Genomic DNA, 22675 nt, shown 5'->3' with positions numbered 1-22675 from the left:
CCGGAAACGATCACTTTTTCTTTTCTTTTCTCTCTGCCTTAAAAACAGAAGGCAGGTGCAGGGCATATGTGCCGTCTTCCTTGATGGCCATGATGATCTCCTTACGCTGCAACAGGGAATCCAGGTTGAGTTCGTAAGACCCGGGACCAAGTATACGAACGGATTCCACCCTGTCACCATCCTCCTCTATGACACTGCGTTCCTGTTTTTCTATACCTATGATCTCATCTATCTCTTTGATCAGCTTCTCTGCAGGAGTCTCTTGCTTGTGGGTTTCGTCAAGGATCTCATGAGCGGCCTTTTCCGGAACTTGATGCTCTTCTTCAGGACCTTTAACGTAGAGGAACTTGTTCCACCCACATGATGGACAGCCACTGAGGATAACTGCGGCTCCATCAACGAATATTTCTCCACATCTGGTGCACTTATGTGACATATTTCACCGTTTTTTAATAAGCGCAGGGATATATTAAAACCCTTCCTACCACAATGCCTTTCATTGCTACACTGCAGAAGACCTTCCAGAAGGATTTTGGTGGCAGAGGAGATAGACCTATTTCAACCTGCAAAGCTGGGCTATCCAAAAAGCAAACGGGCCAGGAGAATGATGCACTCACCATAGGCATTTTATAGCCTGTATGTTCCATATATCCTGTTTCGCTTTTCCCATAAGATTTAAACTTAGCCGGCAATAACATGACCAAGACCTCCCCTACTAACATATTAAATTTTTTATACCCCATATCCCTTGTAATGTATGTTTTCACTGACTCTTCCATCGCAACATTTATCTGTAATGATACCGTTGAATGGGAGTACATCGTCATAAGCAAAATATGAAGCGGGGTAGGGTAGCCAGGAGATCCCGACGGGCTCATAACCCGTAGACCAATGGTTCGAATCCATTCCCCGCTACTGATTTTTTTTAACTAACTATATTTTACTCTGTAACGTAGTCTGCTATAAATGCTGCCTATGTGAATCTTTTTTAGAAGGAAAATGTATTCCATAGAGCCTATATTAAACTTATCCAAAAGCTTTATGGCATTGCGTGGCTTACTCTTTTTGTAATAGAAAAATATGGGAGTGCATAGTATGCAGAGTGAAATGTACAAAAAGATAGTCATTGCAACAGATGGTTCAGAAAATGCTAAGAAGGCAGCATCCTCTGCCATAGAGATGGCAAAGATGACAGGGGCAAAGCTATTTGCACTGAATGTCTTGCCTTATATACCTCATCTTTCATATTTTGGTGTGCCTATCGAGTCTCCAAAAGGAGTTTCCCTTGAAGAAAAGGAATTTGAAAAAAATCTGGAAGCTGATGGGAAAAAAGCACTTGATGTTGTAGTGGAGATGGGAAGAATAGCAGGAGTGAAAGTTGAAACTGTGATGGTCAAAGGGCATCCGGGTTCTGAGATAATTAGCTTTTCAGAGAAGAACGACATTGATCTGATAGTGATGGGAACTTTGGGAAGATCCGGCATCGACAGGATAATTATGGGCAGCGTGGCTGTAGATGTGGTAAGGCACGCAAAGACACGAGTCATGATAGTTAAGTGATCTATTGAAGATACCTTTTAGCATTGAGTGCAAATCGAGGTGAAACACGTGTTTTCACCTTTTTTTTCTCCATTTGGTAAAGGCCAACACAAAGATGCCTTTGACCTGATCCTGAAGTGCATTGCATCATCACGGGACTCAGAAGATGCAATATTTTGGGCATAATGGAAGTCCTGCAATATAATTAAATAAAGGCAACCCTTTAATAATGAAAAAGAACTGAACAGGACGATCCTTAAATGGTAATGGAAAAACTCGGAAACTCCTTGCAGGATGCACTTAAGAAACTCGTCAAATCCGGCAGGATAGACGAACACACGGTAAATGAAGTGGTAAAGGACATCCAAAGAGCAATGCTGCAGGCTGACGTCAATGTCAAGCTTGTCATGACGATGTCGAACCACATCAAGGAGCGTGCTATGAAGGAAGATGTGCCTTCAGGCATGAACCCCCGTGAGCATGTGATAAGGATCGTCTACCAGGAACTTATCAATATCATAGGTAAAGGCACAGATATTCCCCTGAAACCCCAGAAGATCATGATGATAGGGCTTCAGGGTAGCGGTAAGACCACCACCACATCGAAACTTGCAAGATATTTCCAGCGCAAAGGTCTTCGACCGGCAGTGATATGTGCAGATACGTTCAGGCCCGGTGCATACCAGCAGTTGAATACCCTTTGTGGCAAACTTAACGTCACTTTTTACGGAGAGGAAGGCAATCCCGATGCAGTGGGGATCGTAGAAAGAGGTCTTAAGGAAGTGGAAAAATACGATGTGATCATAATAGACACTGCAGGACGCCACTCTCTTGAAAAGGACCTCATCGAGGAAATGGAGCAGATCCATGCAATTGCACATCCGGATTACAAATTGCTTGTACTTGATGGTGCGATAGGTCAGCAGGCAAGCGAACAGGCAAGAGCTTTCAACGATTCTATCGGTATCTCAGGAGTTGTCATCTCTAAGCTGGATGGCACGGCAAAGGGCGGTGGGGCCATATCTGCCGTTTCTGAGACAAATTCCTCCATCGCGTTCATCGGTGTTGGAGAAACACCCGAAGACCTGGAGAAGTTCGAACCTGACAGGTTCATATCTAAACTACTTGGAATGGGCGATATAAAAGGACTTATAGAGAAAGCCCAGGAAAACCTGAAAGAAGAAGAACTTGACATGGAAGCCATGATGAGGGGACGCTTTACCCTCAAGGACATGTACAAGCAACTGGAAACCCTCAACAAAATGGGCCCAATGAAACAGATCATGCAGATGCTGCCACTGGGAGGTATGGGTGTAAAGGTGCCTGAGGAAGCATACCAGGTAACTGGGGAGAAACTTACAAGGTACCGTGTGGTAATGGACTCCATGACTGAGGAAGAAATGCTCAATCCGCGCCTTATAGGAAGTGCCAGGATAAAGCGCATCTCCATAGGATCAGGATGCAGTCCTGAAGATGTGAGAGAATTGTTGAAGTACTATAAGACGATGCAGAATACCATGAAAGGTTTGCGTGGCGGTAAATTCAACATGCAGAAAATGATGAAGAAATTCGGCATGTAAAACCAAAGAGGTATGCGGTCAATGATCCTCACATACCTTAAAGAAATTTAAGAAAAGGTCCGTACCTTTTTCCGTGTGGGCAACTTCCGGGTGCCACTGCACACCATAGAGGGGCCTGTGTTCATGCTTCATGGCCTCTATTTCGCAAATTTCGGACCTTGCCAGCCGGATAAAACCTTCAGGCAGGGTTTTTACTTCATCGGCATGTGAAGCCCAGACAGATGTGCGCGGAGCCATGCCTTGAAGGATATCATCTTGTTCAAGGACCTCGACCTCGACCTCGGCATATCCGCCATATTTACCCGGACCGACCTCTCCGCCAAATGTTCTGGCCATCACCTGATGCCCCAGACAGATCCCAAGAATAGGGAGATCGATCTCCTTTATATACTGTGCACAATTGCCCGCCCTTTCCAAAGTCGGACCGCCACTGAGCACCAGTCCGTCCGGTCCTTTTGACAGGATGTCTTCCACGGAAGATGTATTGGAGATCATGCTCGTATCCATATCCAGGTCCCGGATAGTACGGTGGATGAGATGGCAGAATTGACCATAGTTATTGATAACAAGGATGTTCATTGTTTTCATGATATAGACTCACCCGGGTATTTATCGCAAGTATGGTGAATCAATATAAATACATATGCTATTTTACAATAATACCAAAAATGAAGCTATCTATCAATAATGTATAAATAAATACTTATAGGGTATAAATAATATATTGCGAATAAGTTCAAATCGCGCGAGGATGTTGTTTTGAATATTGTGTCTACCGGAATAGAGGGATTGGACGAAGTTCTCGGGGGAGGGGTCCTTAGTCCCTCGACCACATTCATTGCAGGAACACCTGGGACAGGAAGGACCACGCTTGGAATACAGAGCCTGTGCGCTGCAGCAAGGAAAGGAGAGAAGGTGCTGTACGTAGCTATTTCATCCAAACCTGAAGCAATGATACGACAGATCCTTTCACGGTTCAGTTTCTTTGAAGAGAATATAAACATCCGCACCTTTAATGTCAGTAGTGTGGAAAGAGACCCTCTCACCATGCTTGTAGAACTGGGGAATATCGTAAGTTCACTTAGACCCGACAGGATACTGATAGATCCTGTCACACCTATAGGATTCGGATTCCCGGAAGCCGAAAGGAGAAGGTTCATGTATTCCCTTAACGCTGCACTCAATGAATGGAATGCGGTGGTCTGCTTTACAGGCACTCTGGAACCAGAAGCTGTAAAGAGCAACGTGATCAGCGATATAGTAGACAACATAATCTATCTCTCTCAAGACCTTGACCCACATATCACCAGGCGATACATCGAATTAATGAAAGTGAGTGGTATGTCATCCATTCAGGGAAAGCATACATTTGAGATCGGAACCGATGGCATATCCGTCTATCCGAAAGATATTGCACATGCCAACTATTCCATAACCGCTTCTGAAGAACGTATTTCCATTGGCACACCCATGCTTGATGAGATGCTTGGAGGCGGATTGTTAGAAGGATCCTCGAACCTTATAGCCGGATCTACAGGCACGGGTAAAACAGTACTTGGGCTCAATTTCATAATGGAAGGAGCGAAAAAAGGGGAACCTGGCATCATTATCAATTTTGATGAAACTCCTGAGGAACTGTTCTTACATGCTTCCAACTTTGGATGGGATCTAAAGGGAATGTATAAACAAGATAGTTTAAAGATCATTCACACTTTACCCTCTGAACTGGACCCTAACAAACATATGGTGCAAATTCAGAAAGCCATCCGGGAAATAAAGGCAAAGAGAATGTTCCTGGATGCAGTAGAAGGTTTTGATTATGTCCTTGCGGACCAAATAGAAAGAAAACAGCATATTGCTGCTCTCTCAAGAATGTTCAGGAACGAAGGAGTTACATCACTTCTGACCTGTCTTACCACTGAAAGCAAAGAACGCTCAAAGATATGCAAAATACAGATAACATCAGTTGCAGACACCGTAATATTGCTGCAACAGAGCCTTATATCCTCTGGTTTGCAGAAGTCCTTATCAATAATCAAGATGAGAGGCAGTGATCATGAAAAGGGGCCTGCAAGATATGAGATCAACTCAAACGGTTTTGTGATAGAGGATCTCATGCGTGAGTAAAAAGGCGAACAATAACTTATTCTGCCCCAGAAGGACCTGAAAGTTACTTATTTTGTCTAAATAACTTTATATACCTTAACCATGTTACTATGTAACATACTAGCATGGCACTAGAATGGAGATCATAAATATGTCAGAAATTGGAAAAAGCATACGTATTGAAAGGATCATGGACAGGAACAGCAGGAACATGGTGATAATACCGATGGATCACGGCATATCCGATGGCCCTATAAAAGGTCTCATCAACATTGCAGATTCCATCAATAAAGTAGCTGAAGGCGGAGCAAACGCGGTGCTCATGCAAAAGGGCATGATAAAGCACGGACACCGTGGATACGGTCATGATGTCGGCTTAATAGTGCATATGAGCGCATCCACTTCCCTGGGACCGGACCCTAACAACAAAGTTCAGGTCTGCAGCGTGGAAGAAGTGATGAAAATGGGAGCTGATGCAGTATCCATACATGTGAACGTGGGTTCTGAAACAGAGGCCGACCAGCTCCAGAAATTTGGAAAGGTAGCTGAAGACTGCAATATCTGGGGCATACCATTACTTGCCATGATGTACCCACGGGGTAAAAAGGTAACAAACCCACATGATCCTGTGATGGTGGCCCATGCTGCAAGAGTGGGAGCAGAACTTGGAGCAGATGTGGTCAAGACAGTATACACAGGGGATGTGGATTCGTTTAAGGATGTTGTGGAAGGATGTCCGGTGCCAGTTGTTATTGCTGGCGGACCTAAGACAGAAACCGACGAACAGTTCCTGGAAATGATAAGAGGCGCCATTGATGCGGGCAGCAGAGGAGTGGCCATTGGCAGGAATGTTTTCCAGCACAAGGATCCCACAAAAATTACAAGAGCAATAACAGAGATAGTGCATAAGGACCGTACTGTAGAAGAAGCTCTTGAGATGCTTAAGTGAAACAACGTGAGAACATGAACAGGAAAAGCGTATGGATAAAAGCCGATGAAGGCAGGTGGGATGACAGGAAAGGCAGGATCACCACCGGACTGGAATCTGGTGTCGATTATGTACTCGTAGATGCCAGTGATGTTGAGAAGGTCCGGGAACTGGGGGACATAAAGGTTGCAGCTTTCGCTCATGACGAAAGGTCTGCTGCAGACATCATAGTAATAGGAAAAGGAAGCGAAGGGGATGGAACAAAACCACTGCCCCCTGACTTCAGTGGCTCTTTTGATATAATAACGGCCACCCGCCTGAAAGACAAAGGCCTGAAGGTAGCCGGGTACGTGGTCATCCGCAATAAACAATATGAGGAGTTTGCAGCAGAACTAGCCGGAGCCTGCGACTACATCATCACTGTCGGCACTGACTGGAAAGTAATTCCTCTGGAAAACCTCATTGCAGGACTGCATGACAAAGACGTACAGATCATTTCCGGGGTCAGGACCTCTGAAGAAGCAAAGCTTTCCCTCGAGACCATGGAACATGGATCCGATGGTGTGTTATTGGATACTGACGACCCAAGTGACATAAAGAGAACTGTGGGTATGGCAGAAAGGTCTGGTGTCGAGGATATTGAACTTGCAGCTGCCATCGTCACAAAAGTGGAACAGGTGGGCATGGGTGATCGTGTATGTGTGGACACATGCAACCTTATGACAAGCGGAGAAGGTATGCTTGTAGGCTCACAATCCTGCGGCCTTTTCCTTGTGAACTCGGAGGCTGATGACAGTCCGTATGTTGCATCACGGCCATTTCGAGTGAATGCCGGAGCTGTACATGCTTATGTACTGGTGGGAGAGAAGACGAAATACCTGTGTGAACTGGAAGCTGGTGACGAGGTGGCTATCGTCAATGCGGCCGGCGAGCAAAGAAAAGGCATCGTGGGCAGGGTAAAGATCGAGAGGAGGCCACTTATGCTCATAGAGGCCGACCTTAACGGAAAGATTGTCAAGACCATCGTACAGAACGCAGAGACCATCAAACTGGTGAGCAAAGGCGGAAAGCCCATAGCGGTCACCGACCTGCAACCCGGGGACGAGGTGCTGATAAAGTTCGAGGAAATAGGCCGGCATTTCGGAATGAAGGTAGAGGAAACTATCATCGAGAAATGATCAGAGGGCGCATGGTAAAGATAGGCAGCGTCGACCTGTCAGAGGGAACGGCTGTTGTAGCCGTCATAAGTGATTATCCAGTGGAACAGGCCAAAGCGGCGCTCTTGAGGGGGGCAGACATACTGGAGATCAGGCTGGACCTGCTTGGTATAAAAGATACAAAGTCAGCGCTGGAAATGATCGCAGGCTTAAAGGAAGAGATAAACCTTTCATGTATTGCAACCAATAGATTACCAGTCGATGGGGGCAAATGGGAAGGGCCGGAAGAAAAGAGAATACAGCTTCTTCTGGATATCCTGCCTGTGGTGGATGCGGTGGATGTGGAACTTGCTGCGTTGCCTGATCTGCGGGATAAGCTCATATCCACCGCACATGGACTTGGTAAAACAGTTATAGTCTCGCATCATGATTTTAATGGAACCCCTCCCATAGAAAAGATCAAGGAGATGCTGGAAATGGCATGGCAATGTGGAGGCGACATAGCCAAGTTCGCTGCGAAGGCCAATTCGTCTGCCGATACCATGAACCTTCTGCGGGTAACTCATGAAGCTACCAGACCCGTATGCATGATATCCATGGGCGATCTTGGAAAACATACACGGGTAACAGCACCATTCTATGGGTCAGTGCTCACTTATGGCTCAATTGGAGAGGCTGTGGCGCCGGGACAGCTGAACATAGCAGAACTGAAGAGAACGATGAAGGTGCTGTTATGAAGAAAATATTTGCTGTGTTCGGCGACCCCATAGAGCACTCACTTTCCCCTGTGATGCACAATGCTGCATTCAAAGCTCTGGGAATGGACTGCGCCTACCACGCCTTCAGGGTCAGCAAGGAAAACCTTGAAGATGCTATCAAAGGAGCACATGCCATGGGATTCGGGGGACTGAACCTTACTGTGCCCCTGAAGGAAGAGGCTCTGAAGATAGTGGAGCCGGATACCATTGCAGCAGTCATGGGAGCGGTCAATACCGTAGACCTCAAGGATGGCATAAGGGGATACAATACCGATGGCATTGGGGCAGAAAAGGCCCTTGTTGATGCAGGTGTGAAAATAGAGGGAGCGAAGGTGCTGATAGTCGGTGCTGGAGGCGCTGCCAGGGGAATCGGTTTTCAGCTTGCAAGTGATGGAGCGGATGTGACCATTGCTAACCGTACGGCTGAAAGAGCGATACAGCTCGCAGAAGACGTTGCCCTTGTGGGAAATGTGAGAGGCTGCGGGCTTGGTCAGCTGGACGATCTTATAGCCAGCGCTGACGTGCTGATCAACTGCACCACCTTAGGAATGCATCCGCAGGTGGAAGCTACCATAGCGACAGTAAAGCAGATGCATGCAGGTCTCGTGGTCTTTGATATTGTGTACAATCCACTGAAAACGAAACTGCTTATGGAAGCTGAAAAGGCCGGAGCAAGGACAGTATCAGGAGTGATGATGCTGATATATCAGGGTGCGGAAGCTTTCAGAATATGGACAGGCGTGGAGCCACCTGTGGAAGTGATGAAGGAAGCTGTGATGGGAGCGCTGAGAACTTGAAAATGCTCATTGTGGGTGGTACCGGTGAAATGGGACAGTGGTTCTCCACCTTCTTCAGGGAAAAGGGGTTTGATGTCAGTATCTGGGGCAAGAGCGGAAAGACAGAGATAGCTGCAAGGCTGGGTGTCAGGTTCGCTCATGATCTGCATGCCGAAGTGGCCGAAAGTGACGTGGTGATAATTTCCGTACCAATCGACATTACTGAGCAGGTCATTGAGGAGGTTGCACCCCTGATGAGAACAGGCAGCCTGCTCATGGACCTCACTTCCCTGAAAACCGGACCCACCCGTGCTATGCAAAAATATGCTCCTGCTGATGTGGAGATCCTGGGGACCCACCCCATGTTCGGACCCACTATATCAAACCTGCACGGACAGAGGTTCATCCTGACACCCATAGCTGACAGATGTCAGAAATGGTTCCCTGTTATCAAAGAGATGTTGGAAGGGAGCGGGGCGCACATAGTGATCGTCAGCCCAGAGGAACATGACAGGTTCGTTTCTGTAGTTCAGGGGCTTACTCATTTTGCATACATAACCATAGGTACGACATTGGAAAGGCTTGATTTCAATGTGAAGGAATCCCGCAGGTTCATGAGCCCTGTGTATGACATAATGCTGGATTTCGTGGGCAGGATACTGGGACAGAACCCTTACCTCTATGCGATGATACAGATGGAGAACCCGGAAGTGACCAGAGTGCATGATGCCTTCCTTCAGGAATGCCACAGCACTTCGGAAATGGTAAAGAAGCATGACCTGGAAGGTTTCATCACGAAGATGAAGGATGCAGCCATTCACTTTGGGGATACTTCACCTGCTCTCAGACGTTCTGACAAGCTGATCAATTACAAAATTGCTGAATATGAACACCTTCTGGCATCATTGGGAGAAGAATGCGGGCTGTTGCATGTGTACTCTGGAAAGATACATGTGGGTAATCTCTGGAAGGTCACACCCACAGAGGTCATGCTTGCAGAAGGGAATAAAATGGTATCCCTGAAAATAGAGAACATACAGCTGCTTTCACCACCGGAGCTGAAAGAGTGGAAGATAAAAAATCTCACACATCATAGAAGGGACATATCTGTTACAGTTCCTGAGAATGCAGACCCAGGGACCATATTGGAGATCATATCAGTCAATGAGAACATAGTAGGGTCTGAGATCATTGACACGTACCTCCTTGATGGGGTAAAAAGTGTTACCTACCGCATCAGCATATTAGCAGATCAGGAGCCTGACAAAGTGCAAACCGACGTAGAAAGGGTCCTGTGTGGCATAGGATGCCAGTTTAGATTATGAGCACAAAAGTAATTTGATAATGGCATTGTTATATTCACATGGCTTACTGTTATATGCAGGCGCGTTCAATCACCATGGGAAGTATCCGGTGAAAATATGAAAACAAATGGTTTTGTTGAAAAAATGCAAATGGCTCCTGACCAGCGCCTGAGATTCCAGAAAGGTGGTTTGTTCTTCTTATCTGCCTTTGGCATATATCTTGGACTGCAGGGCCTATACCTTATACTTGTATCAAGGAACCTGCTTGCAGGTATTCCCTTGTTCCTTGCGGCACTTATGATCGCTCCGCCACCTGTGGGCATATCTGAGATGTTGCGCAGCAGTTTCGGGATCAACATACCCATGTACAAGCGCATAGGCATAACTATTATCATGCTGTTCATCAGCTGGGTTTTCCTGCCCTGAGAATGAAAAAAAGGTCAAAACAAGATCAGAATAACATCATACCTTGCTTACTAGATCTTCAAGAGCTGCCTTCGGATCTGCGGCTTTCACTATGCCTGAAGCCAGCAGCACACCCACTGAACCAAGTTCAAGGGCTGCCGCAAGGTCCTCACCTTTGGAAATGCCGGCTCCGCAGAGCACTTTTACCGCAGGGTTGACTTTCAGGATAGCTTCTACCGAGCCTGTGACCACCGCGGGATCTGCCTTAGATACCGGGATGCCTGAACCTATAAGCTCCGGGGGTTCCACAGCAACGTAATCCGGAAACAGGGCTGCTGCGGCAGCGGATGTGGGCACGTTGTTCGTGCAGACAATGGTAGCAAGACCTGTTTTCTTTGCGGCCTGCACGGAAGCATCGATCTCAGCAAGCGTAAGCCTTCTTTCAGAGTGGTTTATGAGAGTGCCGACCGCTCCGGCATCCTTGATACATCTGGAAAAGGCATGGCCTGTAAAACTGCCTGCACCTACGCTGTCAAGGTGTTGCGAATATACAGGTATGTCCACCTGGGAAGCAACGCGATAGATATCGCAGAACTGCGGGGCAACTGCAATGTCAATGCCCGAATCGTCTGCAACATCCTTACATGCCTGTGCGATCTTTACTGAGTTCTCTCCTGTGCCTTCAAGATATGTCTTCAGGTTCAACACTATCATAATTGAGCTGATCTTAACCCCTCCTGAAAAAAGCGTGTGCATTGCACACGCTCAGAAATCTGTCATGACCCTGAACTGGTCGATCTCTGATTTGTTCATGCCTTCTATGAATTTCTCTGCCACCTGCCTTACATCCTTGGCATTGGTGATGGCACGGCCTACCACAAGGATATCGGCTCCTGCTTCCAGAGCTACTGGCATGGTGTCTATGCGTATACCGCCTGCCACTGCCACCAGCACCTTATGGGATTCAGTGGAGAAAGCCTTAATATCTGCAATGTTACCCCATGCGTGTTCCGTTTCCTCGATATCGATACCACGGTGCAGTTCCACAACATCAGGCAAGCTGCCCATTTTCTTGAGCTCGCTGAGCACTGCGACAGGATCTTCGCAGTTGAGGGTGTCCATTACGGCATAAATGCCTGTCTTGTGTGCCTCTTCGATGGCTTTTTGAAGAGTTGAGACCGGTGCCAGGGCTGAGATCACAATGGCGTCTGCGGTTGCATCTGCAACCATGCGGGCTTCGAGGTTGCCTGTATCCAAGGTCTTGAGGTCTGCTACGATGAAGGCGTCAGGCCTGACCTCACGCAGCTGGGAAATGACATCCACGCCGTAGCGTTTTATGAGCGGTGTACCGGCTTCCAGTATCACGTGGTCGCTCTTGGGGATCTGGGCGACGATACTGCGGATGGCTGCGATGTTGGGGTTGTCAAGGGCAACCTGCAGGTATGGAGCATCCCAAAGTCTTGTGACCTTGAATCCCATGATGCCGTGAGCAGCCCTGTCCTTCTCTTTCATAACTGTTTCCACGCTTGGGAAGCCTTCCATGGCCCTCTTTAGAGCCAGCTTGGTGGCACCGTAGTTATACCTGTAGATCCTGTTGTAGTCCGTTGCTTCAGGGTGTATGAACACGCTGGCTACGATCACAAGGTCTTCCACGTCCTTCTTGTCGATGACGCCTTCTTCCACGGCATCTGCAACAGCCTTTGCCACGGCCGCCTGTGCAGGACCGAAGATCTGGGCTGCCTGTCCCATGTTCTTTACAGTAACTTTGGGGACGATGAGCGTGGAGGGTTTGGCTGGCAGGTTGGGACGGATGACTGACAAAAGAGGAGTGTGCCCGGCAGACAGCTGAGTAAGGCCGTTTGCAAAGGCAAGTCCTACAGGACCGTTCTTGTCACCAATGATAAGGTCTACGTGTGCGAGTTCTGGTTCCTCGCCGATGAGTGCTTCTCCGACTAGTAACATACTTCACCTACAAAATTGCATCAATAAAGACTATATATACTCTTCATATGCGACTTTATATAAGTCAGTGATGGAAACTGACCCATTTTATATTATGTTTGCGATGCAACCTTTTTTAATATTTTAGTTTTCTGATGGCTATAGTATATTTCAAAGTACCTTTTCGGTTTTGTTCTGCAATATCAGCATTCAGGCAATATTACAAAAAAGAGATATGAAACGCGAAGACGCAGAGACGATCATCCTTTGAGCCTTAGTGCCACTGCGTCCTTGCGTTGATCAGATGTTCCTTCGACTGTTTTTTAATAGAATGTTCAGGAAAAAATAACGCAGTCAGAAGACCGGCTATAAATTTATAAATGAAAGATGACTGTGAGCCTCCTTCGGACTTTTCTGTTCAACTTTTACGGAATAAATAAATACACACGTGAATAATATTTAATATAGGGGAGATTAGTATGGGGAAAATGGATGACACTTGGCTTCAGAAAGAAGTTCTGGAGTGGAAGGAAGAAGGTATCATTGATGATGCCCAGGTACAGAAGATCTTAGCCCGCCTGAAACTGGCTGAGAGATCATCAGCCGAACTAAAACCAAGGTCAGGGTCTTCAAAAGTAACGACCGTGATTTCCATTTTAGGTGCTGTGCTTGTGGGAATGGGAGCCATCCTGTTCGTGGCTTCTAATTGGGGAAGGATCCCTGATGCACTGAAAATGATACTTCTGGCAGGTACGACAGTTAGCACTTATTATGCTGGCTGGAAGCTGAAATATGAAAGAAAAGACAGACCAGCACTGGGCGATGCCCTGCTTTTGCTGGCATCTATTTTCGTAGGTGTTACGATCTTTTTAACTGCCCAGATATTGAATGTTAATGCAGATACACATTGGCTGGTGTTCCTGTGGTTTTTATCCATACTGCCTTTAGGATATGCCTTTAATTCTAAAAGCATCCTTTCACTGAACATATTCACTTTTATACTGTGGACTTTCTTTTTTGTTGGTTCAGGCGATCTATACCTGAGCATTTTTGAGATATTCATGTCGTATTTACTTGTTGGAGTAAACCTTTACGGGCTGGGGCAGCTACACACAAGATATGAGAAGTATGCTCGGTTCAGAACAATATATCAAGGATTTGGCCTGTTCTTTATCCTCTTATCGTACTTCTTTTTCAGTACAGAAACACTTTACTTCAACATATTGACAAATATGGAGCCAACAACATGGCAGGTTCAGGCATTTTCAATTTTGTTTGCGGTCACAGCATTGGTGTTCATAATCTCAAGCCTGAGGATATACAAACAACATGAAGAGGTAAAATATGAGTTCTTTATCCTCTTAATGGCTTTCCTGGGCTGGGCTGGTACGAACGCGTTGAGATTATTCAGCGATAATCTGACCACAACGATCACAGATGAATTCTATTCCTACAGAGAGGTGGATCCGCACATTGCCACAGCATTGTTCGTGGCTTTCAATCTCATACTGCTCATACTGGCCATTGCCAGCATCCTTATAGGATACCACAGGTCCACTGTGCCTTTCATTAATATAGGCATGTTCTTTTTTGTACTTGGGGTCCTGAATCTGTATTTCACAACGCTCTATGGGCTATTGCCCAGATCTATTGCCTTCATCATAGGAGGGCTGGTACTCATAGCGCTCAGCTGGTACCTGGAGAAAAAAAGACAATCCCTCATCATGGAGATAAAAGGAGGTGAGACCACTGAATAAAAAAGAACTTGTGCTTACCATATTATTTCCATTGATAGTGATAACGATATTCTTTGCTCCGAAATTGTTCACCCTAAGCCAAGGAGAGAACATTGTGCTAAAGGTGGAACCGGTGGACCCAAGAGACATGTTCAGAGGTGACTATGTTGCTCTGAGCTATGAAATATCACGATTGGACCTGGATCAAATACCTTCAGATAGTAATTATTCAACAGGTGACACAATATATGCCACTCTTTCCAAAAAAGAAAAGTACTGGAGCATTGATTCAGTAAGCCATACAAAACCATTGTCAAAGAGCGGTGAAGTGAGGATGAAAGGAACAGTTACCTCTGCTTATGATAATATGGTGATAGTTGAATGGGGGATCGAAAGTTACTTTGTACCTGAAGGCAAAGGGAAAATCATCGAAAGCCAGATCAACTCCGGAAATGTTTCTGCGATAGTAGCAGTTGACTCAAAAGGTTCCTCCGTGTTGAAAGAGCTTAGAATAAACGATGGGCCATTGGGTTTTTGAATCGAGTGATAACTGCTTTGTGATTAGTCAGTTACCCTCCGCCAGATAATTGCTCATGATACTGATAGCACAATATTTTCCACACATTGTACACGGACCCGGGTTATCCGGGCACATGGTCCTGGGTTTATCGGGGTCAAGCGCATGTTCCATCTGGCCTTCCCAGTCAAATCTCACACGCTTCCTGGCAAGTTCCAGATCCTTGCCGCTTATACCGTATTTTATGGAATCTCCGATATGAGATGCGATCTTGAAGGCGACCAGACCCTCGCGTACCTGCTCCGGTGACGGAAGGGACAGATGTTCAGCCGGAGTGATATAACACAGATAATCAGCACCTGCACCGCTTGCCATGCTTGCTCCCACAGCTCCTGCAATGTGATCATAGCCTACAGCAATATCTGTGGGCAGCGGGCCTGCAACGAACAAGGGATAATTTGAAAGGGACCTATAGAACTGAACTCTTGCAGCAATGTCATTTGCCTGTATATGACCGCCCATGCCTTCTATGATGACCTGCACTCCATGTTCATGCGCCTTATGTGCAAGCTGCGCATTGCTCTCAGCCTCCATTTTATGGGCTTCGTCCCACAGATCATGGATACAGCCACTGCGCATGGTGTTACCCAGAGAGAGCACAACATCTTTTTTCCTAAGGATCTCCATGACCTCATCAAAATGCTCAATGAAGGGGTTCTCACACTTGTTAGACAGCATGAATACGCTTGTGAACGATCCGCCCTTAGAGACCATACCCATGACCCTGCCTGCACCTTTTATCCTTTCAAGCATCTTTTTCTGCACGCAGTGCAGCACAACAGAACTCACACCTTCATCCACTTGAATCTTCAGGTAAGAAAGAATGTCATCTGCAGTCATATCCATCAGACCCTTTTCCACAACAGCCTGATAGACAGGGACGGTAGTTATCGGCAGGGACGTGTGTCCAAAGATGGACCGGCGGATGGCAGATATATCGCCGCCCATGGAAAGATCGGTTATGGTGTCCGCACCATATTTTTCTGCAATATGCGCCTTTTCTATCTCTTCACCCGGATGGATGGTGTCAGAAGAAGTCCCAAGGTTCACATTTACCTTAGTTGTTGCTCCCCTGCCTATGGCAACGCACCGGCCATTGTCCCTCTTCATGATAACAAGGCTCCCATCTTCAACGCGAGAAATGACAGTTTCTTCATCCATTTTCTCGATTCTGGAGATCAACTCCATTTCAGGGGTCAGCGTGCCGTCAAGTGCATGATCGATCTGAGTAGCTTTCATGAATAACTCCTGTAAGTGGAAAAAAGGCTTGTAGATTTGTTCCTGCCCGCAGGAAGTATAGAGTATTTGTGCTTTATAGATTATGAGATGCAAACACAGTAAAGAAGTTGTTATTTTATTTAGTGACCCGTATCACTCTGGACGGACAAAGGTCTGCCAGCACACAAACATCACATTTCGGGGAAATCGGCCTGCATACATCCTGGCCGAACCTCACCAGCAGTTCATTGACGTATTGCCACAGTTCCCTGGGGACCACATGTTCGAGCTCGGTTTCCGTTTCCTCAGGAGTGTGCGTGGTGACCAGACCAAGCCGATTGGATATCCTGTGCACATGGGTATCCACTGCAATGGCATCCTTACGAAAGGCGTATGTAAGCACACAGTTAGCGGTTTTTCTGCCCACTCCCGGCAGCTTGAGAAGCTCATCGATATTATCCGGCACTTTACCCTCATATTCCTCAAGCAATATCCTTGAGATCTCTATGATACGCCCGGACTTGACCCTGTAGAACCCCACGTCCTTTATCAGTTTCTCGATATCCTCAGGATCTGCGCCTGCCATAACCTGCGGGGAACCATAGACCCTGAACAATTTCTCTGTGGTGGGAATGGTAACATCGTCCCTGGTGCGCTGTGACAGCACTGTGGAGATCAGCACATAGAAGGGGTCATTCATCCTGTCGAAAAAACCCGGATTATATATGCCCCGCAAACGTGATAGGACTTCAGACGCAAGCATGGGAACAGATTGTACCTGTGCCGACTTAAGCCTTTTTGAACATGAACAACGTGAACTTGACCTGAGATCATTATGAGAACTGGTATTCTTTTTAGTTACATCCATTAATATTTCTGTGGCCCGTGAGAATTGCAGAGATGCGCCTGATATTTATGCTAAATGGTCCAATTGGATGCAATGACCGGAGTTCTGGATCTTGCTGTTTACGGATATGCGGGCCTTTTCCTGGCAAGTTTTCTTGCTTCCACAGTGCTACCATTCGGTTCTGAAGCGCTGCTGTTGTTACTCATTAACAAAGGGTTTGATCCTATCTCAGTGGTCATGGTCGCATCTGTGGGAAATTATTGCGGCGCATGTACCACATATTACATCGGCCTTGTGGGGCGCAAAGACCTGGTTGAAAAATACCTGTCTATCCCGCAGCAGCGTCTGGATAATGCCGAGAAGTGGTTCACTAAGTACGGCGTGTATTCCCTGCTTTTCACCTGGGTGCCGGTAATAGGCGATGCCATCACGGCCATGGGCGGCGTTATGAAACTTGACTTTAAGACCTTCTCTGTTCTTGTGTTCCTGGGGAAGCTCATGAGATATGCTGCAGTGGCCTGCATGGCTCTAGGACTGTTGTCCTGAAGGAATTGCATTGCATCCAAACGCTATATGAAATTATATTGAGAAAAATATATATAATTGGATGTTGCTTATATATTACTAAAGGAATGTGAACTGATGACAGACCCAAAAGAGCAACAGATCAGAAAACACTCACTTTTGATCCCTGTGGCCGTGGCCACTGGTACATTGATAGCTGTAGGTTTGTATGCAATTATGCCCAGTGACCTGGCACTTTTCACAATAATAGCCGGAGCCATACTGGCAGGATCTTTCACCTACAGATACGTCAGGTCCCAGAAAACCTGATATAATGTTGCAGCGATAGGCTTATAGAGAAGGAATACTATTCTACCCTGCTCAAAGGGCCTGTGGTCTAGCTGGTCATGACGTCGCCTTCACACGGCGGAGGTCGGGAGTTCGAATCTCCCCGGGCCCATTACTGCTCTTGCTCTGATCGTGGTTTTTGACAACTTGTTTTTGTGACATTGAAAAAGGTGAAATGTCCGGGCTGCAATATATAAAATAGAAGGTAGAAGGGGCAAAAAATAAAATGCCCCTACAATGGAACGATCAATTTTTCCTTATGACCATTGCAGCAAGCACGGCTGCTATCAATGTTATCAAAAAGAACGCATATCCTGCGCCTTTAGATTCTGCAACAGTGAATGCCCCATTACTGATAGTGGTCTGCTGCTCCACCAGTTCAAGATCAAAAACCGAAGCTTCTACCAGTGACAGAGGACTGGATGCCCCTGTTTCACCCAGCACAGAGAAGGAGATGGTAGCTATCTCACCTTCTCCATTGATACCGGAAGCATCCACAAGTGCAATGTTTACCTGGCCCGGGTTTGCGAGATTCGATTCCATAATGGCATTCTTACCTAGATCGGAAGTTTCCACACTGACAGCCTTAAGCACCGAGGCATCATATTTCAGCATTATGTCCACACTTCCGACATCTGTGGCGCCTTCGACCATAATGGGCACCTGGACAGTACTACCCGGTGAACCTTGAATGTCCCCTATGCTTACAACCAAAGATGCACCTGATGCTACGGATATAAGACTTATCAAGAGCAGAGCACATATTATTATTCTCATATTATTCCCTCCATTAATGGTTCGTTCATTTTACTGCCAGCTGCAAGATCATCCTTGCATCAAGTGAAGTTATCTCTCCATCCTTATTCATATCCATAAAGGATTGCTTATCCATCTTACCCACTGACATCTGCAATGCTGCCAGGGCATCCATTGCTGAATAGGTGCCATCACCATCAGCGTCCCCTGAACCTTCTGTTGCACTGATAACCTTGAAAAGTCCGTCTTTAGCAGAGATCGTAACTGACTGCAGATCGTCTGCATTGTTTGCCGAAACTCTGGAGATCTTCAGCGGAGAAGATGAACCCACAGCTCCGATCACATTGAACTTTACATAAGCTATTACACCATCGCCACCAAAACCCTGATTTGAAGCGAGGCTCACTTTAATGTTCCCTGCTACGATATTAGAATCAAAGATGGCACTCTGGGTAAGTGGGCCGTTCATGACTTCCTTTGCCTCCAGAACAGCCGGGTCGTATTGCAACGTAAGGTCCATGTTTCCAATGTTACCGGTAACTCCTTGCAATGTAATGGGGATCTGCACAGTACTTCCCATAGGAGTCGTGCGCGATTCGAATGTTATGGTCGCAACCGAAGATGGCGAAGATGGAACTGATGCACCGGTCCCTCCAGCGCCCTCACCCAGCAGTTCGACTGCATCGATCTCCTCCCAGCCTGCTATCTTAGTGTACAGGATAACATTGCTTACAGAATACTCGGTTTGGGGGAAAGTGATCTCGAACCAGCCAGGACAAGCAGTGCTGTCTGTTCCCGTCCATACTGTATGGCTCTGACCCGAAGTATCCACAAGGTCCACCTGGTACATGGATCCCGCATTATAGGTCTCGTGGACACGTACACCTGTGGCCTGGACAGGCTTTTCGAAAGACAGCTTCAACCATTCTGGGTCCGAACCTGATGAGCTGGGAGCCCAGGCAGTATTGATATCTCCGCACTTATCGGTATTGGCGCACCTGCAGCCTGGTTTGCCGACCAGCCAGAAGCAGAGTACTCACTGCTTGCTGTGGCACCTGAAGCCCACTGTCTTGGAGAAACACCCACATTAGTGGGGGATGCAGTACCAGTGGATGTGCCAGAAGTTGAAGACGGCACTGTGGTGGTATCAGTGTCCCCAATAAGCTCGACTGTATCGATCTCCTCCCAGCCTGCTATCTTAGTATGCAGGATAACACCATTCACTGCATATTCGGTTTTAGGGAAAGTGATCTCGAACCAGCCGGGACAAGCAGTGCTGTCTGTTCCGGTCCATACTGTATGGCTCTGACCCGAAGTATCCACAAGGTCCACCTGGTATATGGATCCCGCATTATAGGTCTCATGGACACGAATGCCTGTAGCCAGAACAGGTGTTGTGAACGACAACTTCAACCACTCTGGGTCCGAACCCGATGAGCTGGGAGCCCAGGCAGTATTGACATCTCCGCACTTAGCGGTATCCGGCGCACCTGTAGCTTTGTTTGCTGACCAACCAGAAGCAGAGTACTCGCTGCTTGCAGTGGCACCTGAAGCCCATTGACTTAGGTCGGCAGCTGAAGATAGTCCTACGGTCATTATCACAAAGGACAACACTATCAGAACATTAATAGAACTAGTTGATTTGAGTTGCATTTGTACCTCCTCAATTAGAGACTATATAAGATCTTGAGTGCACATCACATTTTGATTCAAGCATATGCAAATGATACAAAGTGTAGAATATTTGTAGTCAATAGCTGAATTTTCAAGTAGTGTACCCCCGTTTTATAGTCTTTAATAAAATATTTGCCGTATCAATATATAAAGATTCCTTTGGTCGAAAATAGGGAATCAGAAGTTATTGAAGTGTTTCTTAATTTGTTAACAGCCAATTGGGAAACAGAACAACAAGAGATCCATAGAAATTTAAATTCGATCCAGGATACAGAAAAGGAAAAAGCAAAATAGAAATAAAAAATAAAATAAATATTTTAATTTTTTAGTAAATTCACTCATCTCCGGGTACAAACTCACAGTACCCCAGATCACCTGTTTTTGCCACGGCCTGGACCTCGGCAAGAACCACCGGATCATAACGTGGGATATCGGCAGTTCTGTACTTTGGGAAAACAAGGGAATACTCCTTCATGTAAGTCTTTCCATCGGGGCTGAGAGTGATCCTAAAAACGACCTCAGGCCTGTTGCCTTCCTTTACAAGATATGTGCTGTTCATCATGCATCTCCTTTACTATTCTATCTATGACACGACATAGCACCTGCAGAGGTCAGAGATGAACTGACCTTTATTGCAGGTATACTATCCCACGTCCATATATTAGTACAAATTTAATGTATTTAAGTTAAGTGGTTACTTAAATAAGTATTATTGATAAGATAATGTTTGCTTTTCAATAATATCCGATATTCTAATAACCTAGTACACCAATTCTGCCTCATGACCCTTCTATCCAGGAAAGAACTAAGAGAGAGAATACTTGCAAAACCCCCACTACTGCCACTAATGGAAAACATGATAGACATGGAAATGCAGCTCCAGCCCAATAGTGTTGAGATGACATTGCAACGTGTCGAACTGATGGAAGGGGCTGGAGCTATTGATTTTGATAACTCCTGCAGAAAGCTGCCTCTGAGCAGACCCCTTGAATTCGATGACGAAGGATGGGTGTATCTTCTTCCCGGAACTTACAAAGTGGTTTTTAATGAGATAGTCAACATACCGAAAGACCTGGCCGCCATAGCACGACCCAGATCTACAATGTTAAGATGCGGGGTGAACATAGGTACAGCCGTATGGGACTCCGGCTATAGGGGAAGAAGTGAATCTATGTTGCTGGTGCATAACCCTGAAGGTTTCAACGTGCGCAAGAATGCGCGTATCATACAGCTGCTGTTCTACGAGCTGCATGCGGAAGTGGAAGAAGGATATAAAGGCCAATACCAGCATGAGAACATCTGAGCACATAGTTGCTACGTAAAGAATATGTATGTTCAATCAATTATAACAAGTCATGAGCGAGATTGGTAAATCCGTACGGATGGAAAGGATCTTCAACCGTAACACCGGGAAGACTATAATCATACCCATGGACCACGGCGTGGGTGCAGGACCTATCAGGGGCATAATAGACCTCCCAGCCACAGTAAATAAAGTTGCAGAGGGAGGGGCTAATGCAGTGCTTGGACATATGGGACTGCCCAGATATGGCCACAGAGGATATGGAAGAGATGTAGGACTTATAATTCACCTTTCTGCCTCTACATCCCTGGGACCGGACCCGAACCATAAGGTTTTGGTGACCACTGTGGAAGAAGCAATAAAGATCGGTGCAGATGCAGTTTCAGTTCACATCAATGTCGGTGCTGATGACGAAGCACAGATGCTCAAAGACCTTGGTTTTGTTGCAAGGGCATGCGATGAATGGGGTATGCCGCTCATTGCCATGATGTACCCCCGAGGACCGAAGGTCACTTCTGAACATGATGTCATGTTCGTGAAGCATGCCGCACGCATTGGAGCTGAACTGGGAGCCGATATTGTCAAGACAAATTATACAGGAAGTATAGAAACATTCAAGGAAGTTGTTGAAGGGTGTCCGGTGCCTATTGTTATAGCTGGCGGGCCACAGATGGACACGGAGAGACAGCTGCTTCAGATGGTATATGACTCCCTGCAGGCGGGAGGCAGTGGTGTTGCCATCGGAAGGAATGTATTCCAGTCCGAAGACCCGGTAAAACTTGTATCCCATATCTCCAAAATCGTTCATGATGGAATGACAGTAAAGGAAGTACTGGGAGAATAAGAACCCCTTCACTTTTACTTTTTTACAATACATATACCAGATAGAGTTAACTCTATTCTCCAGTGGAAACAAAGGGGTTTTCTGCCAATGTGCACAGTATAGAGATTTAACATATCCACATGATAAAGTAAATAGTAATAAGAAAATAAGCTTCTTCAGAGGAGTAAAGCAAGGCCATTGATTTTTAAAAGACTCATTGAAATGATTGTTGGTGGTGGTACGATATGAAAATGCTTCTTTCGGCCTTGCTTATTCCTTTGTATATATGATCACGCATATAAGCTTTATGGACTTGTGTTCCTGTTTTATGAACATGTTTGGACAAGAAAAGTGATTATGACAACCTCGATAATGTTAAATCCAATGGGAATATC

The 22675-nt window shown here is 46.2% G+C and carries 26 protein-coding genes and 2 tRNA genes; 17 read left to right on the top strand and 11 right to left on the bottom strand.

Features of this window, described 5'->3' with window-relative positions; genetic code table 11:
* Positions 1–10 precede the first annotated feature (10 nt).
* A complete protein-coding gene (locus A4E24_RS09480) occupies positions 11–436 on the bottom strand; it encodes a Zn-ribbon domain-containing protein (protein WP_292353065.1) in 426 nt (141 codons plus the stop codon).
* 13 nt (positions 437–449) lie between these two features.
* A complete protein-coding gene (locus A4E24_RS09475) occupies positions 450–779 on the bottom strand; it encodes a hypothetical protein (protein WP_292353064.1) in 330 nt (109 codons plus the stop codon).
* A 61-nt stretch (positions 780–840) separates the two neighbouring features.
* On the opposite strand from A4E24_RS09475, the gene A4E24_RS09470 reads away from it, so the two are divergent.
* The 3 genes from A4E24_RS09470 (at position 841) to A4E24_RS09460 (ending at position 3119) form a co-directional block, all read left to right on the top strand.
* A tRNA-Met gene (locus A4E24_RS09470) sits at positions 841–915 on the top strand.
* Between the two features lie 180 nt (positions 916–1095).
* Positions 1096–1560, top strand: coding sequence for a universal stress protein (locus tag A4E24_RS09465; RefSeq protein ID WP_292353062.1), 465 nt, complete (start codon positions 1096–1098; stop codon positions 1558–1560).
* Between the two features lie 239 nt (positions 1561–1799).
* Positions 1800–3119, top strand: a complete 1320-nt coding sequence (locus A4E24_RS09460; protein ID WP_292353061.1) for a signal recognition particle protein Srp54 — start codon at positions 1800–1802, stop codon at positions 3117–3119.
* Between the two features lie 18 nt (positions 3120–3137).
* Here the strand turns inward: A4E24_RS09460 and A4E24_RS09455 are convergent, their stop codons facing one another.
* Positions 3138–3707: a GMP synthase subunit A gene (locus tag A4E24_RS09455; protein WP_292353059.1), complete on the bottom strand. Its 570-nt coding sequence runs from the start codon at positions 3705–3707 to the stop codon at positions 3138–3140.
* Between the two features lie 180 nt (positions 3708–3887).
* On the opposite strand from A4E24_RS09455, the gene A4E24_RS09450 reads away from it, so the two are divergent.
* From A4E24_RS09450 to A4E24_RS09420, 7 genes are all read left to right on the top strand, one after another.
* Positions 3888–5246, top strand: coding sequence for an ATPase domain-containing protein (locus tag A4E24_RS09450; RefSeq protein ID WP_292353139.1), 1359 nt, complete (start codon positions 3888–3890; stop codon positions 5244–5246).
* A gap of 130 nt (positions 5247–5376) precedes the next feature.
* Positions 5377–6174 (top strand): 2-amino-3,7-dideoxy-D-threo-hept-6-ulosonate synthase, encoded by a 798-nt coding sequence (locus A4E24_RS09445; protein ID WP_292353058.1) that lies wholly within the window; start codon positions 5377–5379, stop codon positions 6172–6174.
* A gap of 14 nt (positions 6175–6188) precedes the next feature.
* Positions 6189–7331: a 3-dehydroquinate synthase II gene (locus A4E24_RS09440; protein ID WP_292353137.1), complete on the top strand. Its 1143-nt coding sequence runs from the start codon at positions 6189–6191 to the stop codon at positions 7329–7331.
* An 11-nt stretch (positions 7332–7342) separates the two neighbouring features.
* Positions 7343–8047 carry a type I 3-dehydroquinate dehydratase gene (gene aroD, locus A4E24_RS09435; protein ID WP_292353056.1) on the top strand — a complete coding sequence of 235 codons (705 nt, stop codon included), beginning with the start codon at positions 7343–7345 and terminating at the stop codon, positions 8045–8047.
* Positions 8044–8865 carry a shikimate dehydrogenase gene (gene aroE / locus A4E24_RS09430; protein WP_292353055.1) on the top strand — a complete coding sequence of 274 codons (822 nt, stop codon included), beginning with the start codon at positions 8044–8046 and terminating at the stop codon, positions 8863–8865. Before aroD ends, aroE begins: the two co-directional genes overlap by 4 nt.
* 2 nt (positions 8866–8867) lie before the next feature.
* Positions 8868–10169: a prephenate dehydrogenase gene (locus A4E24_RS09425; protein WP_292353136.1), complete on the top strand. Its 1302-nt coding sequence runs from the start codon at positions 8868–8870 to the stop codon at positions 10167–10169.
* 96 nt (positions 10170–10265) lie between these two features.
* Entirely contained in the window at positions 10266–10574 is a 309-nt protein-coding gene (locus A4E24_RS09420) for a hypothetical protein (RefSeq protein ID WP_292353054.1), read from the top strand.
* 36 nt (positions 10575–10610) lie between these two features.
* On the opposite strand, the gene tpiA is transcribed toward A4E24_RS09420, so the two are convergent.
* Positions 10611–11267 carry a triose-phosphate isomerase gene (gene tpiA / locus A4E24_RS09415; protein ID WP_394334460.1) on the bottom strand — a complete coding sequence of 219 codons (657 nt, stop codon included), beginning with the start codon at positions 11265–11267 and terminating at the stop codon, positions 10611–10613.
* Positions 11268–11318: 51 nt separating this feature from the next.
* Positions 11319–12515 carry a bifunctional 5,6,7,8-tetrahydromethanopterin hydro-lyase/3-hexulose-6-phosphate synthase gene (locus tag A4E24_RS09410; protein WP_292353053.1) on the bottom strand — a complete coding sequence of 399 codons (1197 nt, stop codon included), beginning with the start codon at positions 12513–12515 and terminating at the stop codon, positions 11319–11321.
* Between the two features lie 458 nt (positions 12516–12973).
* Between A4E24_RS09410 and A4E24_RS09405 the strand changes: the two genes are divergently transcribed.
* On the top strand, positions 12974–14251 hold the full coding sequence (locus tag A4E24_RS09405) for a DUF2157 domain-containing protein (RefSeq protein ID WP_292353051.1): 1278 nt from the start codon (positions 12974–12976) through the stop codon (positions 14249–14251).
* Positions 14235–14768, top strand: a complete 534-nt coding sequence (locus A4E24_RS09400; RefSeq protein ID WP_292353050.1) for a GDYXXLXY domain-containing protein — start codon at positions 14235–14237, stop codon at positions 14766–14768. The genes A4E24_RS09405 and A4E24_RS09400 overlap by 17 nt, the downstream gene beginning before the upstream one ends.
* Before the next feature lie 27 nt (positions 14769–14795).
* On the opposite strand, the gene thiC is transcribed toward A4E24_RS09400, so the two are convergent.
* Both thiC and nth read right to left on the bottom strand, forming a co-directional pair.
* The gene (thiC, locus tag A4E24_RS09395; protein WP_292353048.1) at positions 14796–16046 is read right to left on the bottom strand and encodes a phosphomethylpyrimidine synthase ThiC; all 1251 of its coding nucleotides are present in this window, start codon (positions 16044–16046) and stop codon (positions 14796–14798) included.
* 115 nt (positions 16047–16161) lie between these two features.
* Complete coding sequence (nth, locus tag A4E24_RS09390; RefSeq protein WP_292353047.1) at positions 16162–16788, bottom strand: endonuclease III; 627 nt, start codon at positions 16786–16788, stop codon at positions 16162–16164.
* Between the two features lie 159 nt (positions 16789–16947).
* Between nth and A4E24_RS09385 the strand changes: the two genes are divergently transcribed.
* From A4E24_RS09385 to A4E24_RS09375, 3 genes are all read left to right on the top strand, one after another.
* Entirely contained in the window at positions 16948–17418 is a 471-nt protein-coding gene (locus tag A4E24_RS09385) for a YqaA family protein (protein WP_292353046.1), read from the top strand.
* Positions 17419–17514: 96 nt separating this feature from the next.
* On the top strand, positions 17515–17706 hold the full coding sequence (locus A4E24_RS09380; protein ID WP_292353045.1) for a hypothetical protein: 192 nt from the start codon (positions 17515–17517) through the stop codon (positions 17704–17706).
* Positions 17707–17762: 56 nt separating this feature from the next.
* Positions 17763–17836, top strand: a tRNA-Val gene (locus tag A4E24_RS09375).
* A 134-nt stretch (positions 17837–17970) separates the two neighbouring features.
* Here A4E24_RS09375 and A4E24_RS09370 read toward each other — a convergent pair.
* From A4E24_RS09370 to A4E24_RS09355, 4 genes are all read right to left on the bottom strand, one after another.
* Positions 17971–18501 carry a cohesin domain-containing protein gene (locus A4E24_RS09370; protein WP_292353044.1) on the bottom strand — a complete coding sequence of 177 codons (531 nt, stop codon included), beginning with the start codon at positions 18499–18501 and terminating at the stop codon, positions 17971–17973.
* Positions 18502–18526: 25 nt separating this feature from the next.
* Positions 18527–19402 (bottom strand): cohesin domain-containing protein, encoded by an 876-nt coding sequence (locus A4E24_RS09365; protein ID WP_292353043.1) that lies wholly within the window; start codon positions 19400–19402, stop codon positions 18527–18529.
* Positions 19399–20133, bottom strand: coding sequence for a hypothetical protein (locus tag A4E24_RS09360; RefSeq protein ID WP_292353042.1), 735 nt, complete (start codon positions 20131–20133; stop codon positions 19399–19401). Before A4E24_RS09360 ends, A4E24_RS09365 begins: the two co-directional genes overlap by 4 nt.
* A gap of 355 nt (positions 20134–20488) precedes the next feature.
* Complete coding sequence (locus tag A4E24_RS09355) at positions 20489–20716, bottom strand: hypothetical protein (protein ID WP_292353041.1); 228 nt, start codon at positions 20714–20716, stop codon at positions 20489–20491.
* Between the two features lie 219 nt (positions 20717–20935).
* Here A4E24_RS09355 and A4E24_RS09350 point away from each other — a divergent pair, with 219 nt between their 5' ends.
* Together A4E24_RS09350 and A4E24_RS09345 are read left to right on the top strand one after the other, a co-directional pair.
* Complete coding sequence (locus tag A4E24_RS09350) at positions 20936–21457, top strand: deoxyuridine 5'-triphosphate nucleotidohydrolase (RefSeq protein ID WP_292353039.1); 522 nt, start codon at positions 20936–20938, stop codon at positions 21455–21457.
* 52 nt (positions 21458–21509) lie between these two features.
* Positions 21510–22301, top strand: a complete 792-nt coding sequence (locus A4E24_RS09345) for a 2-amino-3,7-dideoxy-D-threo-hept-6-ulosonate synthase (RefSeq protein ID WP_292353037.1) — start codon at positions 21510–21512, stop codon at positions 22299–22301.
* The last annotated feature ends 374 nt before the right edge of the window (positions 22302–22675 follow it).

It is taken from the genome of Methanomethylovorans sp. PtaU1.Bin093, assembly GCF_002067275.1.
Lineage (GTDB): Archaea > Halobacteriota > Methanosarcinia > Methanosarcinales > Methanosarcinaceae > Methanomethylovorans.
The sequence above is the reverse complement of the archived record's forward strand: the minus strand, read 5'-3'. Positions and strand labels throughout refer to the sequence as shown.